General features: G+C 73.1%; 18 protein-coding genes. 8 read left to right on the top strand and 10 right to left on the bottom strand.

What is annotated here, in order from left to right:
- Positions 1-61: 61 nt before the first annotated feature.
- Genes ACZ6YG_RS04870 through ACZ6YG_RS04850 form a run of 5 tightly spaced genes read right to left on the bottom strand, consistent with a single transcriptional unit; the run spans position 62 to position 4,031 of the window.
- Positions 62-1,426: an alpha/beta fold hydrolase gene (locus ACZ6YG_RS04870; protein WP_219544679.1), complete on the bottom strand. Its 1,365-nt coding sequence runs from the start codon at positions 1,424-1,426 to the stop codon at positions 62-64.
- A gap of 41 nt (positions 1,427-1,467) precedes the next feature.
- On the bottom strand, positions 1,468-2,025 hold the full coding sequence (pspAB, locus tag ACZ6YG_RS04865; protein WP_271279994.1) for a PspA-associated protein PspAB: 558 nt from the start codon (positions 2,023-2,025) through the stop codon (positions 1,468-1,470).
- A 5-nt stretch (positions 2,026-2,030) separates the two neighbouring features.
- The gene (gene htpX / locus ACZ6YG_RS04860; RefSeq protein WP_148032824.1) at positions 2,031-2,930 is read right to left on the bottom strand and encodes a zinc metalloprotease HtpX; all 900 of its coding nucleotides are present in this window, start codon (positions 2,928-2,930) and stop codon (positions 2,031-2,033) included.
- 4 nt (positions 2,931-2,934) lie between these two features.
- Positions 2,935-3,213 (bottom strand): PspA-associated protein PspAA, encoded by a 279-nt coding sequence (gene pspAA, locus ACZ6YG_RS04855; protein WP_148032825.1) that lies wholly within the window; start codon positions 3,211-3,213, stop codon positions 2,935-2,937.
- On the bottom strand, positions 3,210-4,031 hold the full coding sequence (locus tag ACZ6YG_RS04850; protein ID WP_148032826.1) for a PspA/IM30 family protein: 822 nt from the start codon (positions 4,029-4,031) through the stop codon (positions 3,210-3,212). The genes pspAA and ACZ6YG_RS04850 overlap by 4 nt, the downstream gene beginning before the upstream one ends.
- A gap of 124 nt (positions 4,032-4,155) precedes the next feature.
- Here ACZ6YG_RS04850 and ACZ6YG_RS04845 point away from each other — a divergent pair, with 124 nt between their 5' ends.
- Positions 4,156-4,767 (top strand): DUF3043 domain-containing protein, encoded by a 612-nt coding sequence (locus ACZ6YG_RS04845; RefSeq protein WP_466017244.1) that lies wholly within the window; start codon positions 4,156-4,158, stop codon positions 4,765-4,767.
- A gap of 82 nt (positions 4,768-4,849) precedes the next feature.
- The gene (locus ACZ6YG_RS04840) at positions 4,850-5,851 is read left to right on the top strand and encodes an aldo/keto reductase family protein (RefSeq protein WP_148032827.1); all 1,002 of its coding nucleotides are present in this window, start codon (positions 4,850-4,852) and stop codon (positions 5,849-5,851) included.
- A gap of 55 nt (positions 5,852-5,906) precedes the next feature.
- Here ACZ6YG_RS04840 and ACZ6YG_RS04835 read toward each other — a convergent pair whose 3' ends face one another.
- Entirely contained in the window at positions 5,907-6,113 is a 207-nt protein-coding gene (locus ACZ6YG_RS04835) for a hypothetical protein (protein ID WP_148032828.1), read from the bottom strand.
- Positions 6,114-6,270: 157 nt separating this feature from the next.
- Between ACZ6YG_RS04835 and ACZ6YG_RS04830 the strand changes: the two genes are divergently transcribed.
- On the top strand, positions 6,271-7,350 hold the full coding sequence (locus ACZ6YG_RS04830; protein ID WP_466017243.1) for a bifunctional adenosylcobinamide kinase/adenosylcobinamide-phosphate guanylyltransferase: 1,080 nt from the start codon (positions 6,271-6,273) through the stop codon (positions 7,348-7,350).
- A gap of 15 nt (positions 7,351-7,365) precedes the next feature.
- Here the strand turns inward: ACZ6YG_RS04830 and ACZ6YG_RS04825 are convergent, their stop codons facing one another.
- On the bottom strand, positions 7,366-8,163 hold the full coding sequence (locus ACZ6YG_RS04825; RefSeq protein WP_148032830.1) for an ABC transporter ATP-binding protein: 798 nt from the start codon (positions 8,161-8,163) through the stop codon (positions 7,366-7,368).
- Positions 8,164-8,230: 67 nt separating this feature from the next.
- Here ACZ6YG_RS04825 and ACZ6YG_RS04820 point away from each other — a divergent pair, with 67 nt between their 5' ends.
- Both ACZ6YG_RS04820 and ACZ6YG_RS04815 read left to right on the top strand, forming a co-directional pair.
- Positions 8,231-8,953: an aminoglycoside 3'-phosphotransferase gene (locus tag ACZ6YG_RS04820; RefSeq protein ID WP_148032831.1), complete on the top strand. Its 723-nt coding sequence runs from the start codon at positions 8,231-8,233 to the stop codon at positions 8,951-8,953.
- Positions 8,950-9,783 carry an adenosylcobinamide-GDP ribazoletransferase gene (locus ACZ6YG_RS04815; RefSeq protein ID WP_466017242.1) on the top strand — a complete coding sequence of 278 codons (834 nt, stop codon included), beginning with the start codon at positions 8,950-8,952 and terminating at the stop codon, positions 9,781-9,783. Before ACZ6YG_RS04820 ends, ACZ6YG_RS04815 begins: the two co-directional genes overlap by 4 nt.
- On the opposite strand, the gene ACZ6YG_RS04810 is transcribed toward ACZ6YG_RS04815, so the two are convergent.
- The 3 genes from ACZ6YG_RS04810 to ACZ6YG_RS04800 are packed head-to-tail and all read right to left on the bottom strand — an operon-like array spanning position 9,765 to position 11,979.
- A complete protein-coding gene (locus ACZ6YG_RS04810) occupies positions 9,765-10,676 on the bottom strand; it encodes a lysostaphin resistance A-like protein (protein WP_466017241.1) in 912 nt (303 codons plus the stop codon). The two genes, ACZ6YG_RS04815 and ACZ6YG_RS04810, sit on opposite strands and share 19 nt — an antisense overlap.
- Positions 10,673-11,635, bottom strand: coding sequence for a hypothetical protein (locus tag ACZ6YG_RS04805; RefSeq protein WP_466017240.1), 963 nt, complete (start codon positions 11,633-11,635; stop codon positions 10,673-10,675). Before ACZ6YG_RS04805 ends, ACZ6YG_RS04810 begins: the two co-directional genes overlap by 4 nt.
- Positions 11,632-11,979: a GntR family transcriptional regulator gene (locus ACZ6YG_RS04800; protein WP_187281263.1), complete on the bottom strand. Its 348-nt coding sequence runs from the start codon at positions 11,977-11,979 to the stop codon at positions 11,632-11,634. Before ACZ6YG_RS04800 ends, ACZ6YG_RS04805 begins: the two co-directional genes overlap by 4 nt.
- 104 nt (positions 11,980-12,083) lie before the next feature.
- Here ACZ6YG_RS04800 and ACZ6YG_RS04795 point away from each other — a divergent pair, with 104 nt between their 5' ends.
- Genes ACZ6YG_RS04795 through sucB form a run of 3 tightly spaced genes read left to right on the top strand, consistent with a single transcriptional unit; the run spans position 12,084 to position 16,449 of the window.
- Positions 12,084-13,562 (top strand): leucyl aminopeptidase, encoded by a 1,479-nt coding sequence (locus tag ACZ6YG_RS04795; RefSeq protein WP_466017239.1) that lies wholly within the window; start codon positions 12,084-12,086, stop codon positions 13,560-13,562.
- Positions 13,563-13,604: 42 nt separating this feature from the next.
- The gene (gene lpdA / locus ACZ6YG_RS04790; RefSeq protein ID WP_466017238.1) at positions 13,605-14,969 is read left to right on the top strand and encodes a dihydrolipoyl dehydrogenase; all 1,365 of its coding nucleotides are present in this window, start codon (positions 13,605-13,607) and stop codon (positions 14,967-14,969) included.
- 37 nt (positions 14,970-15,006) lie between these two features.
- Complete coding sequence (gene sucB, locus ACZ6YG_RS04785) at positions 15,007-16,449, top strand: 2-oxoglutarate dehydrogenase, E2 component, dihydrolipoamide succinyltransferase (protein ID WP_466017237.1); 1,443 nt, start codon at positions 15,007-15,009, stop codon at positions 16,447-16,449.
- The last annotated feature ends 24 nt before the right edge of the window (positions 16,450-16,473 follow it).

Here is a 16,473-nt window from a genome sequence, read left to right as displayed (position 1 = left end):
TACGTCATGACTTCTGGACATTGTCGCGGCTCGCGGCGGTCCGCGTCACCTTTTCACGCCGTCAGACCGCGTCGGCGATGGCCCGCAACGCGTGCGGACGCAGCCGCAGCCCCGGTGCGGACCGGTGGGCGGGCAGGTGCACGAGGCGCGCGTTCAGCTGCGCGGCCAGCCGTTCCGGGCAGCCCGCGGACCTCCGCCGTGTGCGGATCACGGTCACGGGCACGGCGGGCAGGCGATGCTCGGCCCTGATCTCGCGCAGCTCGACGGCCATGTCGCGGCGGGCCAGCCACTCCCCCGCGATCGCGGCGGCCACCCGCCCGCCCCGGTAGAGGCGGTGGGTGTCGGCGCAGCCCGCGATCAGCCGGTGCGCCACCGGCCCGGCCAGGCGGGCCAGCGCGGCCGCGCCCCACGTGCCGCCCAGCGCGGGCAGCCACGCGCCGAGCGCCCGCCCGATCGAGGAGGTGCCGCGCCCCGGCGGAGGCGGGCAGGCCGGGTCCACGAGCACGAGCCGGGCCACGCGCAGCGGGTGCAGCCGGGCGAACGCCTCGGCGTGCCAGGCCGCGACGGCGTGCGCGACCACCGTGACCCGTTCGGGGTGCTCAGGGGCGAGCGCGGCCAGCCGCGCCGCCTCGCCGTGCAGGGTCGGAGGTACGGGGGACGCGGGGCTCAGCCCGAGCCCCGGGCGGTCGAACCGGATGACGAGGCGGTCACGCGCCAGGTCGGCGGCGATCGCGTCCCAGTGGCACCAGGCGCCGCCCGGACCGCAGGCGATCAGCACGGCCGGGCCCGAGCCCTCCCGGACGACGTGCAGCGGGCCGGGCATCAGGACGGTGGCGTCCGATTCGAGCAGCCGTACGGCCACGTACACCAGCCAGACGGCGACCAGCGTGACCAGCCCCCGCTGGGCGAGCCCGGCGAGCTGGCCGGAGGCGGCCGTGACCAGGGTGAGCACGCCGGCGACGGCGGTCAGCCCGGTGAGCAGCCACGCCCCGGTGGCGCGCCAGCGGGCGCTGAGCACCGCCATGGAGACCGGCACGGCGACCGCGGCGAGCACGGCGGCGGCGACGTGCGCGCGGTGGGAGAGGGTGGCGGGGACGCAGGCCGGGTCGCTGAGCACGGCGCAGTCCATCGGGAACAGGCCGGCGAGCGCGGTCAGCAGGCCGGCCGAGGCCAGCGCGAGCCAGCCCTGCCACTCCTGGCGCACCCGGGGCGCGAGCGCCACGCCGGCCAGGCAGGCCAGCCCGGCCAGCACGTCGCTGACCCTGAACAGGCGGGTCCACTCCTGGTCGCGGGCCGCGAGCTCGCCGACGTAGCCGTGGGCCCTGTCGACCCGCGGCGTCGTCAGCTGGCCGGTGACCCACGCGCTGGACAGCAGCGCGGCCCCGATGAACGCGGACGCGGCCAGCACGCACAACCTTCGCTCCACGTGATGATTACATCACCGTGGGCGACCGGGGCCGGGAAGCGTCAGAGCCCGGGAGCGCCCCAGACCGGGAACCAGCGGCTGAGGTCCTCCTCCAGCGGCAGCTCGCCGTCGAGCACCCCGCGCGCCTGCAGCTCCAGGGCGTTGTCGCGGCGCTGTCCCGACAGCGGCGCGAACGGGTAGAAGGTGCCGCGCTTGTAGAGGTAGACGACGGCCAGCCGCCTGCCGTCGGGGTCGGCGAACGACACCAGCGAGCACAGCAGCGACGGGCCGAACCCGGCGTCCTCCAGCGAGGAGTTGACCGCGTGCAGCTCGGTGACCAGGTCGCCGACCGCGTCGGGCGTCCGGCGCACCAGCAGCCAGGTGTAGCCGTAGCTGTCGGTGAACTCCTCCACCCGGCCGCCGAGCAGGTCCTTGACGTCGCGCTCCAGGGTGGCGAAGGCTCCGCCCTCGGCCGCGCGGAACGACACCGAGCCGGTGCCGGTCGGCACCATGCCGGTCGCCGCCTGGAGGGTCACGGCCGCCGACGGCAGTGCGAACAACGCGTCGAGATCGGGTTTGACCGGCTTCGTCCGGCCCAGGATGGCATCGAGCCAACCCATCGCGCTCAGCCCCTTCCGAGTTGGTTGGAGATCTTCGCGAGCTGGTCCAGCCGTCGCTCCAGCGGCGGGTGGGTGGAGAACAGGTTGGCCAGCGTCTCCCCCTTGGCCCGGGCGGGCGCGAAGTAGAACGCGTTGAACGGCTCCGCGTCGCGCAGATCGCGGGTGGGGATCCTGGCCATGTCCCCGGAGATCTTGACCAGCGCGCTCGACAGGGCCGACGGCTGCTGGGTGAGCAGCGCGGCCGCCCGGTCGGCCGACAGTTCGCGGTAGCGCGACAGTGCTCGCGTGAGCAGGAAGCTGACCGCGTACACCACGATCGAGACGACCATGACGATCAGCCCGATGGGCAGGCCGCCCTGGCCGTTGCCGCGGCGGTTGCCGAGCCCGGTATAGAGTGCGACGCGCGTCATCAGCCCGGCCACGATGCCCAGGAACGACGCGATCGTCATCACCACCACGTCGCGGTGGGCGACGTGCGACAGCTCGTGGGCCAGCACCCCTTCGAGCTCGCGCGGCTCCAGTCTGCGCAGGATGCCGGTCGTCACGCAGACGACGGCCTTCTTGCGGTTGCGCCCGGTGGCGAACGCGTTGGGGACGTCTGACTGCGCGATCGCCACCCGGGGCTTGGGCATGTCGGCCATCGCGCACAGCCGATCGATCATGCCGTGGAGCTCGGGGGCCTCCTGGGGCGAGACCTCCCGGCCGTGCATCGCGAACAGCGCGATGCGGTCGGACAGGAAGTACTGCACGAACAGCAGGACCCCCGCGATCACCAGCACGGTGACCGCCTGCGCCCCCAAGGCGATGAGGACGCCGACGAACACCACGTAGAGCAGGCCGAGAAGGAACATCGTCGCGACCATCCGGCGGGTGAGGCCGCTGTCGGGCGCGAACCTGGTCTTCATCGGCTCAGCCCGGAATCAGGCCCTGGTCTCCCAGCATCTCCCGGACCTCCTCGATAGAGGCGTCCGCGGGGGGAAGGATCAGCTCAGAAGGCTCCAGGGAGTCGTCCGGCAGGCTCTTGCCTACATGGCGCACCTTGTCGAGCAGCGCGTGCAGCTTGACGCGGAACGCCTTCTCGTCGCCCGCGTCGATGGCCGCCTCGAGCTCGCTGTCGAGGTCGTTGAGCACCGCGATGTCCTCGGGCGAGATCTCGATCTGACCCTCGCCCATAATCCTGACGATCATGCGCCCTCCCCAGGCTGACGAAGCTGCTGGGTCTGCTGGGGCTGAGCCTGCTGCTGCGGCTGAGCCTGCTGCTGAGGCGGCTGCTGGCCCTGCTCGATGGCGGACTGCGGAGCGGGGCCCTGGCCGAGCTCGGACTTCATCCTGGCCAGCTCCAGCTCGACGTCCATGCCGCCGCCCATGCGGTCGAGCTCGGCCTGGATGTCGTCGCCGCGGCTGCCGCTGTAGTCGTCGAGCGCGCCGCTGGCGAGCAGCTCGTCGATGGCGCCGGCGCGTGCCTGCATCTGGGCGGTCTTGTCCTCGGCGCGCTGGATCGCGAGGCCGACGTCGCCCATCTCCTCGGAGATGCCGGAGAAAGCCTCGTTGATGCGCGTCTGCGCCTCGGCGGCGGTGTAGGTCGCCTTGATGGTCTCCTTCTTGGTGCGGAAGGAGTCGACCTTGGCCTGCAGCCGCTGCGAGGCGGTGGTCAGCTTCTCCTCCTCACCCTGCAGGTTGTCGTGCTGGACCCTGAGGTCACCGATCTGTGCCTGGAGGTTGGAGCGGCGCTGCAGCGCCTCCCTGGCGAGGTCCTCGCGCCCCACGGACAACGCCTTGCGGCCCTGCTCCTCAAGACGCTTGCTCTGCTGCTCAAGGCCATTGATCTGCAGCTCCACACGCTTGCGAGAAGTGGCGACGTCCGCCACCCCGCGACGCACCTTCTGCAGCAGCTCCAGCTGCCGCTGATAGGAGTAGTCGAGGGTCTCGCGTGGATCCTCCATCTTGTCCAAGGCCTTGTTGGCCTTGGACTTGAAGATCATTGAAAGTCTCTTCATCACGCTCATGCGCGTCGGCCGTCCCCTTCTTCGGTCGTGCTGTGGTCACCCAGTGCAGCGCAGCCGCCTTGGGATTACCCTACGCATAACGCACGAGGGCGTCACTAAGTTGCAGTCCAGGTAGGGTTGAGACGTGTTGCGACGCCGTTCCCAAACCTCCGTGGACGACTCCCCCGTCCCCTCTGACGATCCTAAGCCCCAGGGCAAGGGCCGTCCCACTCCCAAGCGCCGGGACGCCGAGAGCAGACGACGCCAGCCGGTGAGCGCGCCGAAGGACCGCAAAGAGGCCTATCGGCAGATGCGGGCCAAGCAGACCGCCGAGCGTGAGCGGGCCCGCAGGGGCATGCTCGCGGGCGACGAGCGCTACCTCCCCGCGCGCGACAAGGGCCCGGCGCGCAAGTTCGCGCGCGACTGGGTCGACTCCCGCCGGCTGCCCAGCCAGTACTTCCTGCCGTTCTCGCTGCTGATCCTGCTGGCGACCTGGGTGCCGTGGCCGCCGGCCATCCGCGTCCAGGTGCTCAACGCGGTGATCGTGGTGGGCTGGCCGGTGATGATGGTGGGCGTGGTCTTCACGTCCGTCTACGTGTCCTGGAAGGTCAAGCGCGAGGTGGCGGCGAAGCTGCCGGACGAGTCGCTGCGCGGGGTGGGCTTCTACGCCGCGATGCGCGCCCTGCAGATCCGCAGGCTGCGCTTCCCCCCGCCCACGCTGCTGCCGGGCGGCAAGCCGGTGCCGCCGAAGAAGTAGACCCGCGCGCGGAACCCCGCCGCAGCACGCCTCCGCCGGACCACGGGCGGATCTTCCGGCATGAAGCCATAAGGTCTGATCCATGGAATTCCGTCACCTCGGCCGCAGCGGTCTCATGGTCAGCGAGATCAGCTACGGCAACTGGCTCACCCACGGCTCCCAGGTCGAGGAGGACGCCGCCAAACTGTGCGTGCAGGCGGCGCTCGACGAGGGCATCACCACGTTCGACACCGCGGACGTCTACGCGGGCACCAAGGCCGAGGAGGTGCTCGGCAGGGCGCTGAAGGGCGTCCGCAGGGAGTCGCTGGAGATCTTCACCAAGGTCTACTGGCCCACCGGCAAGGGCCGCAACGACCGGGGCCTGTCGCGCAAGCACATCACCGAGTCCATCCACGCCTCGCTGCGCCGCCTGCAGACCGACTACGTGGACCTCTACCAGGCGCACCGCTTCGACTATGAGACCCCGCTGGAGGAGACGCTCAAGACCTTCGACGACCTCGTACGGCAGGGCAAGGTCCTGTACGTGGGCGTCAGCGAGTGGTCGGCGCCCCAGATCGCCGAGGCGCTGAAGATCGCCGATCAGATGGGCTTCGACCGCATCGTCTCCAACCAGCCTCAGTACTCGATGCTCTGGCGGGTCATCGAGGGCGAGATCGTGCCGCTGTGCGAGCGCGAGGGCGTCGGCCAGATCGTCTGGTCGCCGATCGCGCAGGGCGTGCTCACCGGCAAGTATCTGCCCGGCCAGGCCCCGCCCGAGGGCTCCCGGGCCACCGACCAGGCGGGCGGCGCGGGCATGATCGCCCGGTTCATGAAGGACGACGTGCTGGCGAAGGTGCAGGAGCTCAAGCCGATCGCCGCCGACCTGGGGCTGTCGATGGCGCAGCTGGCCGTGGCGTGGGTGCTGCAGAACCCGAACGTCTCCAGCGCCATCGTCGGCGCCAGCCGCCCCGAGCAGGTGCGCGACAACGTCAAGGCGGCGGGCGTCAAGCTCGAGGCCGAGGTGATGAAGCGCATCGACGACGTGCTCGGCTCGCTGGTCGAGCGCGACCCCGGCAAGACGGCGAGCCCGCCGAAGCGTCCCTGACGAGCGACGACCCCTTGAGCCCCGGGCTCAAGGGGTCGTCCCGTTCGCGGGGACGTCACTCCTGGCGCAGCGACAGCCCTCGGTACTCGACCCGTTCCTCTTCGAGGAGCGCCACCTGTTCGACCCCCGAGTCGAGCAGCTCACGCCAGTTCTCGCCGAGCCACGACTCGGCGTCGGCCTGGCTGGGAAAGACCTCACGGGGCAAGGGACGGTCCGTCACCTCACCGCCGTGCGCGTCCTCGTAACGCCAACGCCATGTCATGCCATTCGCTCCTTCTCCGCCGGCCCGCCGGCACACCCCCCGGCGGCATTGGAACCCTACTCCGGCCGCGGCACGTGATCGATCCCGCGCGCCCGCTCCCCTCCATGATCGGCCCCCGCCGCGCGGCCTCCTCCCCCGGGTTTGTACGCTCGGCGCGATGAGGCTTCTTCTCACCGGGACCGCGGGGACGGGAGGCTGGCCGGAGCCGGGGTGCCCGTGCGCGTCCTGTGCTACGGCCGACCGGCCAGGCCGACGGCCGTTCGGCCTGGTCGTCGACGACGTGGTGGCGTTCCCGTGGGCGGCGGCGCCGCGCGGTTACGAGGTGCTCGCGGGCGGGCTGGGGCTCGCGGGGCCGGACGGTCGTCGGGTGCTGTGCGTGCCCGCCGATCGGGAGGCGCCGCTCGACGCGGCGGTCCCGTACGACGTCGTCCTGATCGACCTCCTGGACCGCCCCGAGAGGCTCGGGGCGCTGCGGCGGTCCGGCGCGGTCACCGGCGAGACCCAGGTCGTCGCCGTCGGCCTGGACCACCGCGTCCGGTCCGCGGCCGAGCTGCGCCGGCGGCTGCGCCTGTGGGGCGCCGTCACCGTGCCGGACGGGACCGTCCTCCACGCAGGCGGGCCGCCGCCGGAGGCGACCGCGCTCACGACCGGACGACCCCCGGACGGAACCGCACGCCACCCCGGACAGCCGGGCGGCGTCGAGGGGGAGGCCGTGCCCCCGGCGCGACGGGCGCTGATCCTGGGCGGGTCGCGTTCCGGCAAGTCGGCAGAGGCCGAGCTGCGGCTGGCGGCGGAGCCGTACGTCACGTACGTCGCGACCGGCCCTTCGGCGGAGGGCGACGCGGAGTGGGCGGCCCGGGTGCGCGCCCATCGGGCGCGGCGGCCCGCGCACTGGGACACCGAGGAGACCACGGACCTGGCCGGGGCGATCCGCGCGGCCACGGCCCCGCTTCTGGTCGACGGCCTGGGCACGTGGCTGGCGGCGGTCTTCGACGAGCACGGCGCGTGGGACGGCGACCGCACGCCGGTGGACGAGCGGTGCGACGAGCTGGTGAGCGCCTGGCGGCGGGCGCCCGGGCGCGTCGTGGCGGTGTCGGACGAGGCCGGCATGGGCGTGGTGCCGGCCACGGCGAGCGGCCGCGCCTTCCGTGACGCGCTCGGCCGGCTGAACGAGCGGCTGGCGGCCGAGTCGGAGGACGTCACGCTGGTCGTGGCGGGCCGGCCGCTCCCCCTCTGACGTCGGCTGCTGACGTCAGCGGACGGAGCGGGCGTACCAGCGGCCGTGCAGCCGGTCGACGTGGAGCGGGAGGCCGAAGCAGTCGGACAGGTTGGCCGGGGTGAGCACGTCGGCCACCGGACCCGCCGCCAGCACCCGACCCTCGCGCAGCAGCAGGGCGTGGGTGGTCGTCGACGGCACCTCCTCCAGGTGGTGGGTGACCGTGACGGTGGTGAGCACCGGCCGGGTCTCCGCCAGGCCCTCGACGGCGTCGATGAGGTCCTCGCGGGCCGGCAGGTCGAGCCCGGCGAACGGCTCGTCGAGGAGCAGCACCGCCGGGTCGGCCATGAGCGCCCTGGCCACCCGGATCCGGGCCTGCTCCCCTTGCGAGCACACCCGGAACCGCCGGTCGGCGAGGTCCTTGCAGCCGAGGTCGGCGAGCAGCCGCCTGGCCCGGTCATGCTCGGCGTCGCCGTAGCGGTCCCAGAGCGGGGCGCTGGTGCCGGTGTGGCCGGTGAGGACCACGGTGTGGGCGGTCGCGCCCTCCTCCTCCATCAGGCTCTCGTCGATCAGGTGCTGGCTGGAGGAGACCAGGCCGATGTGGCGGCGCAGCTCGCGCAGGTCGACGCGGCCGAGCCGGTGGCCGAGCACGGTCACGGCGCCCACGGTCGGGTGGCGCACGGCCGCCGCGAGCGACAGCAGCGTCGTCTTGCCCGCGCCGTTGGGGCCCAGGACCACCCAGTGGTCGCCGTAGGCCACGTGCCAGTCGACCGCGTCCAGCAGGGTCTTGCCGACGACCCGGACGCCTACGCCTTCGAGTTCAACCACGTGCATCCGGCAAGCCTATGGGACACCGGGTGACAGGCCGCCGCGATCGCCGTCACCCGTAGGATCGGTCCTCATGCGCTTCCCTGAGAACGTCTTCGATCTGGTCGGCGGCGAAGACGCGATCTGGTCGGACGACCACGCGGACCTGAGTGCCGAGACGCTGCGGGTGACGGGACCGCACGGCGAGTTCTTCATCAAGCAGGGCCCGGTGGCGGTGGCCGAGCACGAGCGGCTGCGGTGGCTCAAGCGGTGGGCGAGCGTGCCGGACGTGGTGGCGTTCGAGGGCGACGTGCTGGTGCTGGCCGAGGCGGGCTGGCGGAGCCTCGACCACAGGCCGCCGCCGGACGCCGGCACGATCATGGGGCGGGCGCTGCGCGAGCTGCACGAGATCCCGGTGGCGGAGTGCCCCTTCGACGAGCGGCTGGACGTCAAGCTGTCCAGGGCGGCCGGTCACGTGCGCGCCGGGCTGGTCGACCCCGCCCGCTTCCACGGCGACCACGCCGGCCTCACGCCCGAGCAGGTGTACGACAGGCTCCTGGCGGAGCGGCCGGCCGGCGAGGATCTGGTGGTCACGCACGGCGACTTCACCCCCGCCAACGTGCTCGCCTCCGGCTCGGGCGAGGCGATCCTGGTCGATGTCGGCGAGCTCGGCGTGGCCGACCGCCACGTGGACCTGGCCGTCGCGCTGCGCGAGCTGGACGGGCGGGCCGCCGCCGACCTCCTGGCCGCGTACGGGCCCGCCGAGGTCGACGAGGCCAGGCTCTCCTACTACCGGCTGCTGGCAGAGCTGCTTTGAGCGCCGCCGGGCTGCGGCTCGCGCTCGGCACGCTCACCGTGTTCCCGGTACGGGTGACGCGGGTGGACCGCGGGGCGGCGGGCCGGGCGATGGCGCTGGCCCCGGCCGTGGGGTTGGCGCTCGGCGCGGTCGCCGCGCTGCCGCTGCTGCTGCCCGGGCCGCCGCTGCTCGGCGCGGCGCTGGCGCTCGGGCTGCTGGCGGTGCTGACGCGAGGGCTGCACCTGGACGGGCTCGCGGATCTGGCGGACGGGCTGGGCAGCGGGAAGCCCGCCGCCCAGGCGCTCGACATCATGAAAAAGTCGGACATCGGGCCGTTCGGGGTGATGGCCGTGCTGTTCACGGTCCTGGTCCAGGCGGCCGCCCTGACGGAGGCCGGGGCCGCCGGGCTGGTCACGGCGTGCGTGGCGGGCCGCCTGACGCTCGCCTGGGCCTGCCGCCCCGCTGTGCCCGCCGCCCGCCCCGACGGGCTGGGCGCGATGGTCGCGGGCACGGTACGGACCGGCGCCGCCCTCATTGTGACCCTCGCCGCCCTGGTCGTCACGGCGGCCTTCGCCCCGGCCGCCGGGCTGGTGAGGTCGTGGACCGCGCCCGAACCTGCCGGGGCGTTCCAGAACCTGCTCCGCTACCGGGAGCAGCTGGAACCGGGGATCTGGGAGCTGTGGCCGGGGGTCCTCGGGCCGCCCGTCGCGCTGCTGGCCGGGCTGGGGCTGGCGATGCTCCTGCTCGCCCATGCCCGGCGCAGGCTCGGCGGGATCACCGGCGACGTGCTCGGCGCCCTCGTGGAGACCGCCGCCGCGGCGACCCTGGTGGTCTACGTGCTGGTCGTCTGACGCCCGGCGAGCCAGTCGGCGGACGGTGCCCGTACCGGGAAGATCCTGAGCAGGACCGCGCCGAGGATCGCGAGCAGGACCCAGCCCACGAGGCCGGTCAGCCCGGCGAGCGCCAGGTTGGGCGGCTCGGCGACGTCGCCGAGGAGCAGGACGACGCCCGCGGTCGCGTTGAGCGAGCCGTGCGCCACGACGGCCGGCCACACGCTGCCCGAGCGGAGCCGCAGCCATCCGAGCACCACCCCGGCCACCACGCAGAAGCCGGTGAAGTAGAGCGCGGCCCCGGCGCCCAGGTTGGGGTAGTTGTAGCCGAGCAGGGTCAGCGGCGCGTGCCACAGCCCCCAGATGGCGCCCGAGAGCATCAGGCCGGCCACGACGCCACGGGTGCCGGTGAGCCTCGGCACGAGATAGCCGCGCCAGCCCCACTCCTCCCCCAGCGAGGGGAGGGCGTTGAGCAGCGGCCCGGCCACCACGCCGATGACGAACTGGATGACGACGCCGGTGGCCAGGCCGGCGGGCACGGGCACGTTCTGCGCCTCCAGCTGCGCCCGATAGAGGCCGAGCCCGTCGAGGTCGAGGGTGAGCAGCCCGGCCGCGACGCTGAGCGCCGCCGCGAGGGCCACCAGCGCGGGCACGCCGAGCCACGCGGCGAGCACGAGCAGCAGGGTGCGGCCCTTGCGCTCGCCGAGCGTGAGCCCGGTCTCTCGCGCCCACTCGCGGAACGGCACCCGCGACGCCCGCCACGCCGCCAGCACCCCCAGCGTGGGTGTGAACATCATCAGCATGCCGAAGACCGGCATCAGCGGGTGTCCGAGACCGCCGCCCAGCCACAGGGGAAGCGCGACGAGCCAGGACAGGACGAAGGCGACGGCGAGGAAGACGGGGAGCGGCTTCACGCGGTCCTCCTCTCCGCGATGAGGGTGTTGATCAGGGAGGCGCCGCGCTCGGCGTCGTCGATGCTGATGCCGAGCTGGCCGCCGGAGCGGTAGCGCAGGACCAGGCACTCGCCGCCGCGCAGCATGATGGTGGCCCTGCCGGGCAGGCCGCGCACGCCCCACCCGCCGACCTGGCTCGGGTGGCGATCCTCGGTGTAGGCCCGGTCGATCTTGTCGAGCCTGATGCGGCGGACGGGCCAGCCGAACGGCCCGAAGGCCAGCACCAGCCCGTCCTCGCTGACCCGCGCCGTGAGCGAGGAGGCGAACAGCCCCACCGCCAGCACGATCACCAGCGCGGGCAGCACGGCGCCGAAGCTGGACAGGCGGACGACCCCGGTCACGTCCAGCGTGCCGAGGGCGAACAGCACGGCTGCCCCGGCGGCGGTGATGAGCAGTGGCCAAGGGTTGCTGATCCGGCTGACCCAGACGGCCCGCTGGCCGCTGCGCAGCGTGAGCCTGGGCGGCTCCGTGTCGCCGGACAGCGGGTCGGGCTCGCCCCTGCCCAGGTAGCCGGAGAGCGCCGCGGCGGCCAGCGGCACGACGAGCACCGCGACCGCCGCCAGCGGGCTGAGCCGCGCGTCCGTCCAGGCCGGGACGTCGAGGTTGGCCAGCAGCGTCATGGCGGAGATGCTGATCGCGAACAGCGCGCCGCCGGCGAACAGCGCCCACCAGGACACGCGCCCGGACCTGCTGTCCCTGGCCCGCCGCGCGGCGGCGACCAGCCCCAGCCACAGGAAGCCCCACAGCGCCGCCTGCATGATCAGGTGGACGGGGAAGGACACGGCGTTGTCGGGGGCCATGCCGGGGCCCCAGTGGACGGCCATCGGGTCGGGCAGCCGGTCGCGCAGCGCCAGCGGCGGCCCCACCACCGCGACGGCGACGACCGCGCCCGCCGGCACGGCGATGGTGCGCAGGCTCATGCGAGCTCCTCGAGTATGGCGATCAGATCCTCCCGGCCGTATCCGTACCTCTGGGCCTCGTCCAGCAGCTCGCGGGCCCGCTCGCGGAGCAGGGTGCGCGCGTCGGCGCGGGCGGCGACGCTGACGCCGCGCCCGCGCCGGAACTCCAGCAGCCCTTCGTCGCGCAGCTCGCGCAGGGCGCGCAGCACGGTGTTGGGGTTGATGCCCAGCGCCGCCGCCAGGTCGCGAGCCGGCGGCAGCCGGTCTCCCTGGGCGTAGCGGCCCTCGCCGATGGCGCGGCGGATGGCCGCGGCCACCTGCTCGTGCAGGGGACGAGCGTCGTTGAGGTCCAATGTCAGCAACATGATGCTAATGACACTAGCACCATGTCTTCATGAAGGCGACTCACGATTCATGGGATGAACCCCTGTTTGTTAGTACTCAGAAACCCTCGATAGAGTCGGTTTACGTGACCACTGTGCGGCTGAACTCAGCAGATCCCGTATCCTTCGACACCGACGCGCTGATCGTCGGTTTCCGGTCCGGCCCCGAAGGTCCCCGCCCCGCGACGGGCGCCGATCCCCTCGAAGCGGCCTTCGGCGGCAAGCTGGCCGCCACGCTGTCCTCCCTGGGGTTCGCCGGCAAGCCCGGCGAGATCGCCAAGCTGCCGGCCTTCGGCTCCGTCGCCGCGCCGCTGCTGGTCGCGGTCGGCCTGGGCGAGTCGGCGGACCTCGAAGGGCTGCGCCGCGCCGCCGGCGCCGCCGTGCGCTCGCTGGCCGGCACCGCGCGCGCCGCGCTGGTCCTGCCGGCCGAATCGGCCGACGAGGCCGAGGCCGTGGCGCTGGGCGGGCTGCTGGGAGCCTACGCGTTCTCGCGCTACCGCACCGGCGAGGGCCAGAAGGACCCCGTCGCCGAGCTGACCGTGCTGTCCGGCGCGCCCGGCGAGGTCGCCGCACGCGCCGCCGTCCTGGCCGAGTCCGTCGCGCTGGTGCGCGACCTGGTCAACACCCCGCCGTCCGACCTGTGGCCGGCCAAGTTCGCCGAGATCGCCGAGCAGACCGGCGGCGAGGCGGGCCTGTCCGTCGAGGTGCTCGACGACAAGCAGCTCAAGGACGGCGGCTACGGCGGCCTCATCGGCGTCGGCCAGGGCTCGGCCAACCCGCCGCGGCTGGTCCGCCTGTCCTACACGCACCCCGAGGCCGACAAGACCCTGGCCTTCGTCGGCAAGGGCATCACGTTCGACTCCGGCGGCCTGTCGCTCAAGCCGTCCGCGTCCATGGACTGGATGAAGTCAGACATGGGCGGCGCGGGCGCGGTGTTCGGCGCGCTCGTCGGCATCGCGAGGCTCGACCTGCGGGTCAACGCGATCGGCTACCTCTGCCTGGCGGAGAACCTCCCCAGCGGCACCGCGCAGCGCCCCTCCGACGTCATCCACAGCTACAGCGGCAAGACCGTCGAGGTGCTCGACACCGACGCCGAGGGCCGCCTGGTCCTCATGGACGGCATCGCCCGCGCCGCCGAGGACAACCCCGACGCGATCATCGACGTGGCGACGCTGACCGGCGCCCAGATCGTCGCGCTCGGCTGGCGCACCGCCGGCATCATGGGCAACGACGACGAGCTGCGCGACCTGGTCGTCGAGGCGGCCGGCGCCGCCGGCGAGGGCGCCTGGCCGATGCCGCTGCCCGAGGAGCTGCGCAAGGGCCTCGACTCCCCGATCGCCGACATCGCCAACCTCCAGCCGGAGCGCTGGGGCAGCATGCTCGCCGCCGGCATCTTCCTGAAGGAGTTCGTGCCCGACGGCGTGCGCTGGGCCCACATCGACATGGCCGGTCCCGCCTTCAACAAGGGCGAGCCGTACGGCTACGTCCCCAAGGGCGGCACCGGCGCCGTCACGCGCACGCTCATCGGACTGGCCGAGCGGCACGCGAGCACGGCGAACAAATGAAAAGATGAAGGCGACAAGACCACCCCGACAAGGAGCCTTCCTGTGGCCTACGACATCGTCGTCCTAGGTGGCGGCAGCGGCGGTTACGCCTGCGCGTTGCGGGCGGCCGAGCTGGGCATGTCCGTCGCGCTGATCGAGAAGGACAAGATCGGCGGCACCTGCCTCCACCGGGGCTGCATCCCCACCAAGGCCCTGCTGCACGTCGCCGAGGTGGCCGACGAGACCAGGGAGAGCGAGTCGTTCGGCGTGAAGGCTCGCTTCGACGGCATCGACGTCCCCGGCGTCCACGCGTTCAAGGACAAGATCGTCACCCGTGCATGGAAGGGCGTGCAGGGGCTGCTCAAGGCCGCCGGCGTCACCCTGGTCGAGGGCGAGGGCCGGCTCGCGGGCGGGCGCCGCGTCCAGGTGGGCTCCGAGGTGTACGAGGGGAGCCACCTCGTGCTGGCGACCGGCTCCGCGCCCAGGTCGCTGCCCGGCCTGGAGATCGACGGCGAGCGCGTCATCACCAGCGACCACTCGCTCAGGATGGACCGGGTGCCGTCCTCGGTGGTGGTGCTGGGCGGCGGCGTCATCGGCGTCGAGCTGGCCAGCGTCTACCGCTCGTTCGGCGCCGAGGTGACCATCGTCGAGGCCCTCCCCCGTCTGCTGCCCGCCGAGGAGGAGTCCAGCTCCAAGCTGCTGGAGCGCGCCTTCCGGCGGCGCGGCATCAAGTACGAGCTCGGCGTGCGCTTCGACGCCGCCAAGACCACCGAGACCGGCGTGCTCGTCACGCTGGCCGGCGGCAAGACCCTCGACGCCGAGATCCTGCTCGTGGCGGTGGGCCGCGGCGCGGTCACGGAGGGCCTGGGCTTCGAGGAGGCCGGCGTGGCCGTCGAGCGCGGCACCGTCACCGTCGACGAGCACTGCCGCACCTCCGCGCCCGGCGTCTACGCCGTCGGCGACCTGATCGCGACCCCTCAGCTGGCCCACGCCGGGTTCGCCGAGGGCATCATGGTCGCCGAGCACATCGCCGGGCTCGGCCCGGCGCCCATCGACTACGCCGGGGTGCCGCGGATCACCTACTCCGACCCCGAGGTCGCCTCGGTCGGCATCACGTCCGCGCAGGCGGCGGAGCGCGGGATGGAGATCGTCGAGCAGGTCTACGACCTGGCGGGCAACCCCAAGAGCCAGATCCTCGGCACGGCGGGCGCGGTCAAGGTGCTCGCTCGCAAGGACGGGCCGGTCGTCGGCGTCCACATGGTGGGCCGCCGCATCGGCGAGCTCATCACCGAGGGGCAGCTCATCTACAACTGGGAGGCGCTGCCCGCGGAGGTCGCCCAGCTCATCCACGCACACCCGACGCAGTCCGAAGCGGTCGGGGAGGCCATGCTGGCATTGGCCGGCAAGCCGCTGCACGTACACAACTAGTCAAGCCCTCGAGATCAGAACGCGAGAGAAGATAACGATGCCGGTCTCCGTACAGATGCCCCAGCTCGGCGAGAGCGTCACCGAGGGCACCGTCACCCGTTGGCTGAAGAAGGAGGGCGAGCGCGTCGAGGCCGACGAGCCGCTCCTCGAAGTGTCGACGGACAAGGTCGACACCGAGATCCCGTCGCCCGCCGGCGGTGTGCTCCAGAAGATCGTCGTGGCGGAGGACGAGACGGTGGAGGTCGGCGCCGAGCTGGCCGTCATCGACGAGAGCGGCCAGGCCGGCGCCCCCGCCCCGGCCGAGGAGGCGGCCCCCGCTCCCGAGCCTGAGCCGGAGCCGGAGCCGCAGCCCGCGCCCGCCTCGTCGATCCCGCAGCCCGCCCCGGCCGCCCCCGCTCCGCAGCCGGCCCCGCAGCCCGCGCCCCGGCCGGCTCCGCAGCCCGCGGCCCAGCCCGCGGCGCAGCCCGCGGCGCAGGCGCCGCTGCCCACCTCGGGCGAGAGCCCGTACGTGACGCCGCTGGTGCGCAAGCTGGCCAACGAGCACGGCGTGGACCTCGACTCCGTCACCGGCACCGGGGTCGGCGGCCGCATCCGCAAGCAGGACGTGCTCGAGGCCGCCAAGCAGCAGCGTGAGCAGGCCCCCGCCCCCGCCGCCGCGCAGGCCCCGGCCGCCGCTCCGGCCGCCGCGCCGCAGGCCGCCGCCCCGGCGGCTCAGGCACCGGCCGCCGCGCCCGAGCAGGTGGAGGTCGACGACACGCTGCGCGGCCGCACCGAGAAGATGACGCGGCTGCGCCAGACGATGTCCAAGCGCCTGGTGGAGTCGCTCCAGACGGCCGCCCAGCTCACCACGGTCGTGGAGGTCGACGTCACCAAGGTGGCGCAGCTGCGGGCGCGGGCCAAGGACGAGTTCTTCCGCCGCGAGGGCGTCAAGCTGTCGTTCATGCCGTTCTTCGAGATGGCCGCGATCGAGGCGCTCAAGCAGCACCCGAAGCTCAACGCGACGATCAACAACGAGACCATGGAGGTCACGTACTTCGACGTCGAGCACCTCGCCATCGCGGTCGACACCGAGCGCGGCCTGATCGCGGCGGTCATCAAGAACGCCGGCGACCTCAACCTCGCCGGGCTCGCCCGCAAGACGGCCGACCTGGCCGAGCGGACCCGCGCCAACAAGGTGACCCCCGACGAGATCACCGGCGGCACGTTCACGCTGACCAACACCGGCAGCCGCGGCGCCCTGTTCGACACGCCGATCCTGAACCAGCCGCAGGTCGGCATGCTCGGCACCGGCGCCGTGGTCAAGCGGCCCGTCGTGGTCGACACGCCCGAGGGTGAGGTCATCGCGGTCCGGTCGATGGTCTACCTGGCGCTCACCTACGACCACCGCCTGGTCGACGGCGCCGACGCCGCCCGCTTCCTGACGACGATCAAGCGCCGCCTGGAGGAGGGCCGCTTCGAGGCCCAGCTCGGCCTCGCCTGACGAGGACCTGAAGGGGCCGGGCGC

It is taken from the genome of Nonomuraea sp. NPDC054003, assembly GCF_055585125.1.
The sequence above is the reverse complement of the archived record's forward strand: the minus strand, read 5'-3'. Positions and strand labels throughout refer to the sequence as shown.

What these genes read in the sequence shown, in the direction of transcription:
- sucB (WP_466017237.1), top strand. Translation starts at nt 15,007, where the DNA reads ATGCCGGTCTCCGTACAGATGCCCCAGCTCGGCGAGAGCGTCACCGAG.
- pspAB (WP_271279994.1), bottom strand. Translation starts at nt 2,025, where the DNA reads ATGGGTTGGCTCGATGCCATCCTGGGCCGGACGAAGCCGGTCAAACCC.
- htpX (WP_148032824.1), bottom strand. Translation starts at nt 2,930, where the DNA reads ATGAAGACCAGGTTCGCGCCCGACAGCGGCCTCACCCGCCGGATGGTC.
- ACZ6YG_RS04835 (WP_148032828.1), bottom strand. Translation starts at nt 6,113, where the DNA reads ATGACATGGCGTTGGCGTTACGAGGACGCGCACGGCGGTGAGGTGACG.
- pspAA (WP_148032825.1), bottom strand. Translation starts at nt 3,213, where the DNA reads ATGATCGTCAGGATTATGGGCGAGGGTCAGATCGAGATCTCGCCCGAG.
- ACZ6YG_RS04850 (WP_148032826.1), bottom strand. Translation starts at nt 4,031, where the DNA reads ATGAGCGTGATGAAGAGACTTTCAATGATCTTCAAGTCCAAGGCCAAC.
- ACZ6YG_RS04825 (WP_148032830.1), bottom strand. Translation starts at nt 8,163, where the DNA reads ATGCACGTGGTTGAACTCGAAGGCGTAGGCGTCCGGGTCGTCGGCAAG.
- ACZ6YG_RS04830 (WP_466017243.1), top strand. Translation starts at nt 6,271, where the DNA reads ATGAGGCTTCTTCTCACCGGGACCGCGGGGACGGGAGGCTGGCCGGAG.
- ACZ6YG_RS04840 (WP_148032827.1), top strand. Translation starts at nt 4,850, where the DNA reads ATGGAATTCCGTCACCTCGGCCGCAGCGGTCTCATGGTCAGCGAGATC.
- ACZ6YG_RS04805 (WP_466017240.1), bottom strand. Translation starts at nt 11,635, where the DNA reads ATGAGCCTGCGCACCATCGCCGTGCCGGCGGGCGCGGTCGTCGCCGTC.
- ACZ6YG_RS04820 (WP_148032831.1), top strand. Translation starts at nt 8,231, where the DNA reads ATGCGCTTCCCTGAGAACGTCTTCGATCTGGTCGGCGGCGAAGACGCG.
- ACZ6YG_RS04800 (WP_187281263.1), bottom strand. Translation starts at nt 11,979, where the DNA reads ATGTTGCTGACATTGGACCTCAACGACGCTCGTCCCCTGCACGAGCAG.